At 70.9% G+C, this 12,024-nt stretch carries 12 protein-coding genes, 3 tRNA genes and 1 pseudogene; 11 read left to right on the top strand and 5 right to left on the bottom strand.

Going from position 1 to position 12,024, the window contains the following annotated elements; translation table 11 throughout:
• Window positions 1-197 precede the first annotated feature (197 nt).
• Complete coding sequence (locus ACZ7BZ_RS37865; RefSeq protein WP_470362351.1) at window positions 198-1,448, bottom strand: methionine adenosyltransferase; 1,251 nt, start codon at window positions 1,446-1,448, stop codon at window positions 198-200.
• A 210-nt stretch (window positions 1,449-1,658) separates the two neighbouring features.
• Here ACZ7BZ_RS37865 and ACZ7BZ_RS37870 point away from each other — a divergent pair.
• The 6 genes and pseudogenes from ACZ7BZ_RS37870 to ACZ7BZ_RS37895 all read left to right on the top strand — a co-directional run.
• Window positions 1,659-1,874: pseudogene (locus ACZ7BZ_RS37870) on the top strand (helix-turn-helix domain-containing protein); the annotation flags it as partial.
• Between the two features lie 189 nt (window positions 1,875-2,063).
• Window positions 2,064-3,050, top strand: coding sequence for a hypothetical protein (locus ACZ7BZ_RS37875; RefSeq protein ID WP_470362361.1), 987 nt, complete (start codon window positions 2,064-2,066; stop codon window positions 3,048-3,050).
• On the top strand, window positions 3,047-3,931 hold the full coding sequence (locus tag ACZ7BZ_RS37880) for a phosphotransferase enzyme family protein (protein ID WP_470362352.1): 885 nt from the start codon (window positions 3,047-3,049) through the stop codon (window positions 3,929-3,931). The genes ACZ7BZ_RS37875 and ACZ7BZ_RS37880 overlap by 4 nt, the downstream gene beginning before the upstream one ends.
• Before the next feature lie 149 nt (window positions 3,932-4,080).
• Window positions 4,081-4,557 carry a DUF6416 domain-containing protein gene (locus ACZ7BZ_RS37885; RefSeq protein ID WP_470362353.1) on the top strand — a complete coding sequence of 159 codons (477 nt, stop codon included), beginning with the start codon at window positions 4,081-4,083 and terminating at the stop codon, window positions 4,555-4,557.
• Between the two features lie 400 nt (window positions 4,558-4,957).
• Window positions 4,958-6,100: a tyrosine-type recombinase/integrase gene (locus ACZ7BZ_RS37890; protein ID WP_470362354.1), complete on the top strand. Its 1,143-nt coding sequence runs from the start codon at window positions 4,958-4,960 to the stop codon at window positions 6,098-6,100.
• Between the two features lie 137 nt (window positions 6,101-6,237).
• Window positions 6,238-6,993: a DUF6928 family protein gene (locus ACZ7BZ_RS37895; RefSeq protein ID WP_470362355.1), complete on the top strand. Its 756-nt coding sequence runs from the start codon at window positions 6,238-6,240 to the stop codon at window positions 6,991-6,993.
• 153 nt (window positions 6,994-7,146) lie between these two features.
• Here ACZ7BZ_RS37895 and ACZ7BZ_RS37900 read toward each other — a convergent pair.
• The 4 genes from ACZ7BZ_RS37900 to ACZ7BZ_RS37915 form a co-directional block, all read right to left on the bottom strand.
• Window positions 7,147-7,220, bottom strand: a tRNA-Phe gene (locus tag ACZ7BZ_RS37900).
• Between the two features lie 27 nt (window positions 7,221-7,247).
• A tRNA-Asp gene (locus tag ACZ7BZ_RS37905) sits at window positions 7,248-7,321 on the bottom strand.
• Between the two features lie 55 nt (window positions 7,322-7,376).
• Window positions 7,377-7,449, bottom strand: a tRNA-Glu gene (locus ACZ7BZ_RS37910).
• A gap of 117 nt (window positions 7,450-7,566) precedes the next feature.
• The gene (locus ACZ7BZ_RS37915) at window positions 7,567-7,908 is read right to left on the bottom strand and encodes a metallopeptidase family protein (RefSeq protein WP_380460707.1); all 342 of its coding nucleotides are present in this window, start codon (window positions 7,906-7,908) and stop codon (window positions 7,567-7,569) included.
• Between the two features lie 70 nt (window positions 7,909-7,978).
• Here ACZ7BZ_RS37915 and crcB (ACZ7BZ_RS37920) point away from each other — a divergent pair, with 70 nt between their 5' ends.
• The 5 genes from crcB (ACZ7BZ_RS37920) to ACZ7BZ_RS37940 all read left to right on the top strand — a co-directional run.
• A complete protein-coding gene (gene crcB, locus ACZ7BZ_RS37920) occupies window positions 7,979-8,452 on the top strand; it encodes a fluoride efflux transporter CrcB (protein WP_470362356.1) in 474 nt (157 codons plus the stop codon).
• On the top strand, window positions 8,449-8,811 hold the full coding sequence (locus ACZ7BZ_RS37925) for a DUF190 domain-containing protein (RefSeq protein WP_470362357.1): 363 nt from the start codon (window positions 8,449-8,451) through the stop codon (window positions 8,809-8,811). Before crcB (ACZ7BZ_RS37920) ends, ACZ7BZ_RS37925 begins: the two co-directional genes overlap by 4 nt.
• Entirely contained in the window at window positions 8,808-9,182 is a 375-nt protein-coding gene (gene crcB / locus ACZ7BZ_RS37930) for a fluoride efflux transporter CrcB (RefSeq protein WP_470362358.1), read from the top strand. The genes ACZ7BZ_RS37925 and crcB (ACZ7BZ_RS37930) overlap by 4 nt, the downstream gene beginning before the upstream one ends.
• Window positions 9,183-9,325: 143 nt before the next feature.
• Complete coding sequence (locus ACZ7BZ_RS37935) at window positions 9,326-9,943, top strand: hypothetical protein (protein ID WP_470362359.1); 618 nt, start codon at window positions 9,326-9,328, stop codon at window positions 9,941-9,943.
• Window positions 9,944-10,138: 195 nt separating this feature from the next.
• Window positions 10,139-12,024: DEAD/DEAH box helicase (locus ACZ7BZ_RS37940; protein WP_470362360.1), on the top strand; the 1,886-nt coding region annotated here is incomplete at its 3' end.

Raw genomic sequence — 12,024 nt, forward strand, 5'->3', positions numbered from 1 at the left:
GCGACGACACGACACATCACCACTCCCCGACACCGCCGATCCCATGCCTGATCAGCGAAAACGCAGCCCTCAACCCCGGAAAGACAACAGCCACTCAGGGGCACGGGCCAGCCACCCGTGCACCTCCGGACCGTAGTGCTCCCGGAGCCGCTGCCAAGCGCTGCGCGGGGGCAGGAGCGTGGGCGATCCGGTGTGCATCAGCTGAGCCGGACGCCGTGGTGGACCAGCTCGGCGGTGAGCTCCGGGAAGCCCCCGAGGGCCAGGGCGACCTGGGCCTGTACCTTCTCGATCTCCGGGTCCTCGGCCGCGAGCCGGACCAGGACCTTCCAGGGCTGGTCGAGCCGCTGGCCGGTCGCGCTGACGAGGTGGACCTCGGCGTAGCTGCCGGTCTCGTCGTACAGGCGCTGGGCGAGGCGGGTGGCCGCGAGGTTGTAGAGCTTCCCGACGTGGTAGACGGGGTTCTTGCCGCTGGCCCCTTCCAGGTTCATCGGGCGGAGCGGGGTGATGAGGCCGTTGACGCGGTTGCCTCGGCCGACGACGCCTTCGTCGCCCGACTCGATGGAGCTGCCGGTGTAGGTCAGGTAGAGCTCGTCCTTCTCGGGGACGTCGCGGGCGTTGAGGAGGAAGGTGATCTCGATGCCGGGGAGGTGCTGCTCGGCGAACCGGGCGCACTCGGCCAGGACCTCCTCCTTGTTGGCGAGGTACGCGGCCCGGTCGGGCACGTGCTCGGACTTCTGCGGGACGCACAGGATGGCCTCGGCCTTGGCGCCGTCGAAGTGCCCCATCAGCTTCACGTCGGAGCCGCACCAGGGGTTCGCCAGGGTGAACTCGCTGACGCCGGAGAGGTGGTTGACGAGCGCGTGGGCGAACTGCTCGAACGGGGCCATCGGTGCCCAGCCAGTGCCGAGCGAGGTGTCGTTGGCGAGCAGGGTGTGGCGCTCGCGCAGGTCGTCCACCGAGCGGGGCGCGAACCAGCGCGACCGGTCGGTGCCGCTCTCATCGGTGACCACCGCGCCGGGGCTGGGGTTGCTGGTGATGTTGAAGACCAGGTCGAGGTGGCCGACGAGCTCGGGCAGCCGGTCGTGGAAGAAGGCCAGGACGGCCTGCTCGACCAGCTCCCGCACCGGGATGTCCTCGCCGCCGCATGCGTACGCGGCCCGGCCGTTGACCAGGACCTTCACCGGGGCCGTCATCCGGCTGGCGCCGTAGCGGACCTCGCAGGAGCCGCCGAGCAGGGCGAGCTTGTCGAAGTTGTGGTGGAGCACGGCGCCGAAGCGGTCGAGCGTATAGCGGCTGTACGCGCGGGAGAGCTCCTCGGCCAAGTGGTCCGCGAGGGTGTCGGGGTGGCCGAGTCCCTTGCGTTCCAGCAGGACGAGGTCGGTGGGGAGCGGACGCCCGGTCTCGATGGTGATACTGCTGTGCTCCACGGTCGTGCTGACTCGCTGCATGGCGATCTCCTCTTCCGTCGGTCCGGCTACGGCGGCAGGCCGCGGGGGCGTTCGGCGCGTAGTTGTGCCGAACACCTGCACGTCAGGCTCGTAGCGGTGTGTAATGGGCGCTTAGCGCTCGGAAACATTCAGCCCTGTCGGCGAACGGCTCGACCAGTACCGGCATTCGGACAGCGACCGCTGTCCACAAGAGACGCCCTGGGGGATCAAGTGCCGCGACCACTCAAGCCTCTGGACCCCACCCGATCCGCGGCCCACTGGTTCGGCGCGGAGCTTCAGTACTGGCGGAAGCTCAGGGGGCTGAGCCAGGACAGGCTCGGGCAGTTGGTCCACCTGAGTGGGGATCTGATCAGCAAGATCGAGCGGGCGGAGCGGCCCTGCAAGCTCCACCACGCCCAGGCGTTAGACGCGGTCTTGGACACCGGCGGAGTGCTCGCGCGAAGCGTCGTGCTGGCCGCGGCTGAATTGGACAACCGCTCAGAGGTAATGGACAAACGGCGCAACGGGGCCGTCAAGCCTCCCCGAAGGGAGGTGCTCGGGGGCACGCTGGAAATGCCACCGCCAGCCTCCGAGTGGAATGAGTCCGACCCCGTGGAACGACGCAACTTCCTTGCCGTGACGAGTGCAGCTCTCGCCGCCGGCCCTCTGGCCCAACTCCTGACCTCCACCCCAGCCGCCGCGGTACCCGCAGTGGTCCGGCCCGCCGACGTCGAGCAGATCCGCACCGCGGCGACCACACTGCGCAGCTGGGACAACCTCTACGGCGGCGCCGGCGTCGTCCGTGACACGGCGCTCGCCCAACTGCGTTGGGCAGCCGGTCTCCTGAAGAGTCGCTGCCCCGCGCCGTTGCGGGCTGAACTGTTCGGAGCCGTCAGCCGCCTGGCGACCGTGGTCGGCGCCTCGGCCTTCGACGCCTTCGCCCACGAAGACGCCCGCCGGCTCTTCGCCTTCGCCACCTCGTGCGCCGAGGAAGTGGACAACTGGCCGCTACGCGCCATCTCCTACAACCTCCGCTCCCGCCAGGCCATCTGGTGTGGGGACCCCGACGCCGGGCTCACCTTCGCCGAGCTCGGCCTGGCACGCGCCGACCGGCTTTCCCCCGCGGAGCAGTCCATGCTCCACAACGCTCGCGCTCGGGCCCTGGCGAAGATGGGTCGAGCTCAGCAGACCCTGGCCGCGATCGGCGCGTCCGACGACTCGTTCACCTCGATCGCCCCGGCCGCCGAAGGGCCGTGGATGGCGTATTACGACGGCGCCCAGCACCACGGCGACACCGGCCACGCCCTCTTCGACCTCGCCCTCGCCGGCCATCCGCCGCAGGAAGCCCTTCGGCGACTCCAGGCAGCGGTCGACGGCCACGGCGACGGATTCGCCAGATCCCGCGCGTTCTCCCGAACCAAGCTCGCCACGCTCCAGATGGCCACCAGCGACCCTGAGCAGGCGTTGGCCGAGGGCCGGAGCGCCCTCGCGGAGGTCGGCGACCTCCGCTCGCTGCGGGCCAACCACGAGCTGGCTGAACTCGGTCGGGTCGCCCATCGCCACCGCAACCTCGGCGACATCCGAGACCTGCGGGAACAGATCGCCGCTACGGTGGCAGCGTGAGCAACCTTGAGGACTCCCACTCCCTGCTGCTCAAGGCGTGCGCGACGGTCGGCCTGTCCGCAGCGGGAGCCGAACCGATCCGGATCGGGGAGAACGCACTGTGGCGATTGCCGCTGGGGATCGTAGCTCGCATCAGCCGCCCTGGGCAGTTGGCTGCCGCTGGCCGCGAACTGGCGGTCGCACGCTGGCTGCGCGACTGCGGGGTTCCTGTAGTTCGCCCGCTCGAGCACCTGCGGGAGCCAGTGGATGTCGACAACAACCCCGTGACCTTTTGGCACGAGCTGCCCCAGCACCGCCCAGGAACCGCTGCCGACATCGCGCCGCTCCTGCGGCGGGTCCACAAGCTTTCCGTTCCTGACTTCCCGTTGGGCCAGCTCGACCCGTTCGTTCGGCTGGCCGCCAGGATCGACGGGGCCGCCACCCTCGACGACACACAGCGGCAGTGGCTGCGGGACCGCTTGGCAGAGCTCCAGGCAGCGTGGCTGAGCCTCCCGCCCGGCCTGCCAGCGAGCGTCATTCACGGCGATGCATGGGGCGGAAACGTGGCGGTCACACCGACCACCACCTACCTGCTCGACTTCGAACGAACCTCCCTCGGGCCTCCCGAGTGGGACCTGACCGCTACCGCCGTCGGCTTCGGCACCTTCGGCACCGTTTCGGACAGCGAGTACACCGCCTTCTGCGAGGCGTACGGTGCCGACGTGATGACCTGGGCCGGCTACCCGGTGCTGCGGAGCATCCGCGAGCTCCGGGTCACCTGCTTCGCTCTCCAGCACGCGGCAGCCGATCCGGCTCGACACCGGGCGGAAGCCCATTACCGCCTCTCCTGCTTGCAGGGGGAGAACGGTCCACGCCCGTGGGGCTGGACAGCTGTCAGCTGAGATGTCGATGAGAGGACGAGCCCGACCGTGACCGCAGTCGACAGGCAAACAAGACTGTCTAGTTAAAGGAGTAGACAGTCTTGTTTTGATGCTGGCATGCTTGCCCAGTCGGCAGACGGTGTGTCTGTCTTTAGTTCGGGGTGGGTTTCATGGAGTCAAGCGACGAGTTCGTCAACGTTCCCGTACCGCGCAAGTACGTGACCAAGGTCTACGCGCTAATCGCTGGCTTGGAGGGGACGCCTCCGCTGCCGGATGGGACGCAGGGTGCTGAGGCTGAAGGGGACTGGCCGGTGAGGGAGTGGACCGTGGAGGACCTGCGATCATTGGCGTCCTCTTCGCTGCCGGCGATCGAGCGCACTGCGCGGCTGTTGGACATCCTTTCCGAGCGGCCGGGCGAGAAGTTCAGCACGTCGGCCCTGGTCGGTCGTCTAGGCGCAGAGCGCAACCAGCTCCGTGGGTCATTGGCCGCGCTGACCCGGCACGTCCACGCCCATTACGACCGGGGTAACTGGCCCATGACGTGGTCCTGGGGCGACGGCAGTGTGCCCGACTACAAGAGCGAGGCTTTCTACGCGGTCGATGAGACCATTGCGGCGCGTTGGAGGGAAGCCCGCTCAGGCGTGTAGCGACCTACATAAGCGGGTCTGCCTGCCTACTGCATCAGGCGCACTGATCTGCTCAACGGCCCTGGCACGATGCCCTAGAACGGCATCCGCCGGGCGCAACGGAGCTGTCCTGCGCGCGGCGGATGCTGTCTGATCACCTCAGGGGGCGGCTGCTGCCGGGTACGGGCGGTGCCTTTGAGCCGGGCGGCGGAACGACCGTGGTCGTTGCGGAGGCTGCAAGGTGGCCGGAAGCGCTCCTGAACAGGGCTGCCCTGGTGCGCAGTTCGTCGGGGGTAGCGGCTGCCACGGGGGTGGGGAGGTTGGCGTCGCGGCGGATGCGCCAGGTGAGGACGGCGGCGGGTGAGTCGGCGGTGGCGAGTTCGCGTCGTTCGGCGGCGTTGGTGAGCAGGGTGGTCGGGTTGTGGCCAGCGGCTTCGGCTTGGGCGAGGGTGGCGGCGAGGGCTGCCCAGTTCTCCTCGGCGAGGAGCCGGGTGGCCTGGTCGGCGGGCAGGGTGCGGCGGACGCCATCAACGGCATCCCGCTGCCCGACACCGACTCCAACGTCGGCCAGTACCTCAACTACTGGCTGGCCGAGGAGGTCCTGCCCAACCGCCGACCCAAGACCTACCAGGGCTACGAGAGCGTGGTCCGCGTCCACCTCATACCCGGCCTCGGCACCAAGCGGCTGCGCGACCTGCGCGCCCAGGAGGTCCGCGTCTGGCTGAACCGGGTGCGCGCCGAGTGCCAGTGCTGCAAGGGCGGCTGGGACGCGCAGCGGCCCAAGCCGATCTGCTGTGCCGCAGGCGAGTGCTGCAAGCGGCTGCTGTCCGCGCGGATGATCCAGTCCGTGCACGCTGTTCTCCGCAACGCGCTGGAGCACGCCGTCCGAGAGGAGCTGATCCACAAGAACGTGGCCAAGCTCGTGAAGGTCCCCGCGCCCGACTACCGGATCGGCAAGGGCCTGACCTCCGCTCAGGCCAAGCTCGTGCTCAAGGAGCTGAGCGGCCACCGCCTGCACACCCTGTACGTGCTCGCGTTGATGCTCGGCATGCGCCGGGGCGAACTGCTCGGCCTTCGCTGGAGCTCCGTCGACCTGGAGCGCGGCACCCTCACGGTGAGCACCAACCTCCAGCGGGTCGATGGCGAGCTGCGGCTCGTTCTGCCCAAGACGCTGTCCTCCGAGCGCACCCTGCCGCTGCCCGCGCCGGTCCTCGCCGCCCTGGTCGACCACCGGGAGCGTCAGGCCGTCGAGCGGGCCGCCGCCGGCATGGACTGGCAGGAGAACGACCTCGTCTTCCCGTCCCGGATCGGCACCCCGTACGAGCCGGACAACCTGCGCCGCAGCTGGCACGCGGTCCGCGGGCGCCTCGGCCTGGACGACCTCCGCTTCCACGACCTCCGCCACACCTGCATCACCCTGCTGCTCGACCTCGGCGTGCCCCCGCACATCGTCCGGGAGATCGCCGGCCACAGCGACGTCGGCGTGACCATGAAGGTCTACGCGCACGCCTCCCTCTCCGAGCGCCTCAAGGCCCTGAGCCGCCTCGGGGAGGCGCTCTCCTAGCCTCGTGCTCTGGCTCATCAGTTCGTCCGGTGCCCGGCAAGACCCAGGTCTTGCCGGGCACCACTGTCTTACGCGGTTGGTAGCTTGCGGCCTGCCCCCGGAACGAGGGGTTCACCGTTCTGGAGAGGAACCGATCCGTGGGAGCCAAGACCGGACTGCTCATATATATGGCCCCTGCTTCGTCCGGCCCGCTGCGGCTGCCGACGGAAGCGGATCCAAAGCGCACAGGGGAACTGGTCGGCCGCCTCTACCCCGGGTGGGAGATCACGGATTCGGCCAGGTGCGAGCTCGGTGACGCGACGTACCCGCCGGACGGGACCGCCTACCTCGGCAGCTTCCCCGGAGTCGACATCGTCTGCGATCAGCACTGGGTGGGCGACTACCCCTCGCGGCTGCCGCAGCACCTGATCGACGCGAGCACGGGGCGCCGACTGGTCGTGCACTGGATGCACAGCGTGGTGGACTTCCTGGCCTTCGCGGTCTGGGAGGACGGACAGCTGGTCCGCTCGCTCAGCGTCTCGCCGGGCAGCGGGGTGATGGAGAACATCGGCGAGCCGCTGCCGTTCGAAGCGCCCTTCTGGGCTGGCGAGCACCCGGTGGAGCCGACGCCCGGCTGGCCGACCAAGGGGCCGTACCCGCTGCCGTTCCACCCCCTCGACCTGGGGGAGGAGGCGCTGCGGTTCTTCTTCGGCTTCGTGCTGGAGGGGATGCCGGAGCCGGAGGACATGGATCCCTACGAGGTGGTCCTCCAGGGCTTCCGTCTCACTGATCCGGACGGGCCGACTCCGGAGGAGAAGGGAGCCGCGATGCGGGCCATCATCAGCCGGATGGGGCCACCCCGGATGTTCACGTACGGCCCTGACGGCACCATGGTCGAAGTCGAAGGATTGTGATCGGCGTCACGCCGCCTCGGCTCCCGGGTAGCCCGGCTGGGCTGCCCGGATTCGCCGCGATTCGGGGCCGTTGGCGTCAGCGTTGGCGTCAAACGGCACGAAAAAGCCCCCGAAGCGAGCTGCTTCGAGGGCATCGTGCCTGGTCAGACTATGTGGCCAGGGCCGGGGTCGAACCGGCGACCTTCCGCTTTTCAGGCGGACGCTCGTACCAACTGAGCTACCTGGCCGTACTGCACCGTCTCTTGCGAGACGAGCGATCCCGACGGGACTTGAACCCGCGACCTCCACCTTGACAGGGTGGCGAGCTAACCAACTGCTCCACGGGACCTTATGGCGGCGAACCACCAAGGTCTTGCGGCACTGCACTTTACTACGGTACTGCGTGCCCCCAACGGGATTCGAACCCGTGCTACCGCCTTGAAAGGGCGGCGTCCTGGGCCACTAGACGATGAGGGCTTGTGGTCCGTTCGGCTGTTTCCAGCGTTCCCGGGGACGTCGAGAAGCATATGGGATGTGGGGCCGAACGCCAAAACGGGTTTGGGCCGGGTGGGGGTGGGGGCTCCGGCGGGGCGGTCAGGACCAGCCGAGCTCGTCCAGCTCGTGGTCGTCGAAGCCGAAGTGGTGGGCGACCTCGTGGATGACGGTGGTACGGACCTCGTCGACCACCTGCTCGCGGGTCTCGCAGTGCCGCAGGGTGGGGCCGCGGTAGATCAGGATGCGGTCGGGCAGGACGCCGGCGTACCACTCGCCGCGCTCGGTGAGCGGGGTGCCCTCGTAGAGGCCGAGGAGCTCGGGGTCGCTCGGGTCGGGTTCGTCCTCGACGAAGACCGCGACGTTGTCCATCATGGCGGCGAGCTGCGGGGGGATCTGGTCCAGGGCGTCACTGACCAGCGTCTCGAACTCTTCCCGGGTCATTTCCACCGGATCATTGTCGGGTCTGGGGTGACGCTGTGCCAGGCGGCGGACACCGTTGTTTGATGGGCCTATGACGACCTCGGAGGGCACGTTGGACGACACCGTGACGGCGGCGCCGGCGCCGCCCCGACCGCCGGTGCTGCGCGGGCAGGGGTCCGCGGTGGCGGTGGTCGCGGCGGGCGGGGCGATCGGGGCGGTGGCCCGGTACGCGGCCGGGCTCGGCTGGGGGACCGGGCCGTCCGCGTTCCCGTGGACGACGCTGCTGATCAACGTGGTCGGCTGCGCGGTGATCGGGGTGTTCCTGGTGGCGATCACCGAGGGGCGGCCCGCGCATCCGCTGCTGCGGCCGTTCCTCGGCACCGGGGTGCTGGGCGGGTTCACCACCTTCTCGACGTACGCGGTGGACGTCCGCCGGCTGCTGGAGGCCGGGCGGCTCGGCCCCGGGCTGGCGTACCTGGGGCTGACCCTGCTGGGCGCCCTCGGCGCGGTGTGGGCGGCCGCGGCGCTGACCCGGCGGCTGATCCACCGCGGGGGTGCCCGGTGAGCCGGCTGGGCGGGCCGGCGCTGCGGCTGACCGTCCTGGTGGGGGAGAGCGACACCTGGCACCACCGGCCGCTGTACAGCGAGGTGGTGCACCGGGCGCGGGCGGCCGGGCTGGCCGGGGCGAGCGTGTTCCGGGGGATCGAGGGGTTCGGCGCCTCGTCGCTGGTGCACACGGCGCGGCTGCTGTCGCTGAGCGAGGACCTGCCGGTGGCGGTGGTGATCGTGGACGAGGAGGAGCGGGTGCGGGCGTTCCTGCCGCAGCTGGAGGAACTGGTCGCGGAGGGGCTGGTGCTGCTGGACCGCTGCGAGGTCGTCCACTACCGGGGCCGGGGCCGGGGTGCGGGGGAGGGCGAGCGGTGAACTGGTTGCTGGTGGTGGCGGGCGCCGCGGTCGGCGCGCCGCTGCGGTACCTGACCGACCGGGCGGTGCAGTCCCGGCACGACTCGGTGTTCCCGTGGGGCACCTTCACGGTCAATGTGTCCGGCTGCCTGGTGCTCGGGCTGTTGGCCGGTGCGGTGACGGCCGGGGCGGCCTCCTCGCACGTCCAACTGCTGGTCGGCACGGGCTTCTGCGGGGCGCTGACCACCTACTCGACCTTCTCGTACGAGACGCTGCGGCTGGCCGAGTCCGGTGCCGGGCGGTACGCGCTGGCGAACGTGGCCGGGAGCCTGGCGGCCGGGCTGACCGCGGTGTACGCGGGGGCGGAGCTGGCCTCGGCGCTCTGGGGCTGATCCCTCGCCCGCCGGGCCGGCGCGGGGCGGCGGCCGAGAACTGTGCCATCGACCCGTGTCCCGGTGCGCCCGGCGTGCGTTGGGCACCGAAAGCGGCCGCGCGCCTGTGGGCGGCCCGGGTGGGGCGATGGAGAGGGAGCTCGGTGGCTTCGGTGCGTTCGGGAGCGGTGGTACGGGCGGCGGCGGTGCTGGCGGTGGCCGGGCTGGGGCTGACCGGGTGCATGTCGGTCGGTCCGGCGGCGGAGGAGAAGCACGGCGGGGTGGCGCCGGTCGGGCAGGCCGGTCCGGCGGGCCGGCCGGGGGCGACGGGCAGTCCCTCGGCCTCGGCGGGCGCCGGACACCCGGGGGGCGCGTCGGGGCGCGCGGAGCACCAGGGGGGCCTGCAGGCCGAGAACGCGCCGGCCGGGGCCACGGCCAGCGCGCCGGGTGAGCTCGCGCCGGGCGCGAACGGCGCGGTGGCCGGTGTGGTGCCGGTGCCGGGGGCGGGTGCTTCCGAGGGTGCGCCGGGCGGCGCGAACGCCAGCCCCGCGCCGCACCCCGCCGGTTCCTCGGCCGGCGGCTCGGCGGGCACCGGCGGTACCGGCGAGGGCCGCTCCGGCGGCGGTACGGCGGGGAGTCCGTCGACGCCGCCGAGCGGCCGCCCGTCCGGCTCCCCCGAGCCGGAGCGCACCACGCCCGCCGCGACCGTCCCGCCCAACCCGGAGCCCTCCGCCGGCAGCTCCGGTTCCTCGGCCCCGAGCCCGCACGCGGGTGCGCATTAGGAGGCTGGCCAGCGCATTTGCCTCTGATCCCGGGGGTCGTCTATGGTGGTAGATCGTTCGTTTGATTCATTTGATTGGCGCCCTATTCCCATCTGGCGCCCTTGGCGCGTTCCGGCGATCCGTGGCTGACCGCATAGAGGCGGTTGTGAAACAGAACCCCGGACTTTGGCGCGTGCCACTTCCGGAAGGTTTTGCATGTCTCTCGTTGACGACGCCCGCTTCGCCATGCCCGCGAACGAGGCTGCCGCCGATGTCACCGACACCACCGAACTGACCACCGAGGCTGCGGAGATCGCCGCCGAGGTCACCGAGACCACCGACGCCGTCGAGACCGTCGAGGAGCCGGCGGAGGCCGCCGAGCCCACCATCACCTTCGGCGACCTGGGCCTGCACGACGACGTCGTGCGCGCCCTCGCCAAGCGCGGCGTCACCACCCCGTTCCCGATCCAGGCCGCGACCATCCCGGACGCCCTGGCCGGCAAGGACGTGCTGGGCCGTGGCCGCACCGGCTCCGGCAAGACCCTCAGCTTCGGTCTGCCGCTGCTGACCCGCCTCGCCGACGGCGAGCGCACCAAGCCCAAGCACCCGCGCGGCCTGATCCTGGTCCCGACCCGCGAGCTGGCCATGCAGGTCGCCGACGCCCTGGAGCCGTTCGGCTCGGTGCTCGGCCTCAAGCTGAAGGTCGTATGCGGCGGCACCTCGATGTCGAACCAGATCTACGCGCTGGAGCGCGGCGTCGACATCCTCGTCGCCACCCCCGGCCGTCTGCGCGACCTGCTGAACCGCGGCTCCGCCAAGCTCGCCGACGTCAAGACCGTCGTGCTCGACGAGGCCGACCAGATGGCCGACATGGGCTTCCTGCCCGAGGTCACCGAGATCCTCGACCAGGTGCCGGCCGGCGGCCAGCGCCTGCTCTTCTCCGCCACCCTGGAGAACGAGATCGACACCCTGGTCAAGCGCTACCTGAAGAACCCGGTCACCCACGAGGTCGACCCGTCGGCCGGCGCGGTCACCACCATGACCCACCACATCCTCGTGGTGAAGCCCAAGGACAAGGCGCCGATCACCAACGCGATCGCCGCCCGCAAGGGCCGCACGATCATCTTCGTCCGCACCCAGATGGGGGCCGACCGCGTCGCCGAGCAGCTCATCGAGGCCGGCGTGAAGGCCGACGCGCTGCACGGCGGCATGACCCAGGGCGCCCGTACCCGCGTCCTCGGCGACTTCAAGGACGGCTACGTCAACGTCGTCGTCGCCACCGACGTCGCCGCCCGCGGCATCCACGTCGACGGCATCGACCTGGTCCTCAACGTGGACCCGGCCGGCGACCACAAGGACTACCTGCACCGCTCCGGCCGCACCGCGCGGGCCGGCCGCTCCGGCGCCGTCGTCACCCTGGTGCTGCCGCACCAGCGTCGCGGTGTCTTCCGCCTGATGGAGGACGCCGGCGTCGACGCCAGCCGCCACATCCTGGACCACGCCTTCGACGCCGAGGTCGCCAAGATCACCGGCGCCCGCTCGCTCACCGAGGTCCAGGCCGAGAGCGCCGCCAACATCGCCGGTGCCGCCGAGCGTGAGCTCGCCGACATGACCCGCCAGCTGGAGCGCGCGCAGCGCCGCGCCACCGAGCTGCGCGAGGAGGCCGACCGCCTGGCCGCCCGTGCGGCGCGCGAGCGGGCCGACCTGGGCATCGAGGACGAGGCCCCGGCCGCGTCCGAGGAGGCTGGCGAGGCGACCGCTCCGGCCGACGCCCCGGCTGCTGCCGAGGCGCCCGCCGCCAAGGCCGAGGAGCGCACCCCGGCTTACCGCGAGGCGCGCAGCGAGCGTCCGGCCTTCAGCCGGGACCGTGACCGTGACGACCGCGGCGGCCGTTCCGGCGGCTTCAACCGTGACCGTGACGACCGTGGTGGCCGCTCGGGTGGCTTCAACCGTGACCGTGACGACCGTGGTGGCCGTTCCGGTGGCTTCGGTGACCGCGAGCGTTCCGGTGGCTTCAACCGTGACCGCGATGACCGTGGTGGCCGTTCCGGTGGCTTCGGTGACCGCGAGCGCTCGGGTGGCTTCAACCGTGACCGTGACGA

The sequence above is a fragment of the Kitasatospora sp. NPDC036934 genome, from assembly GCF_055608425.1.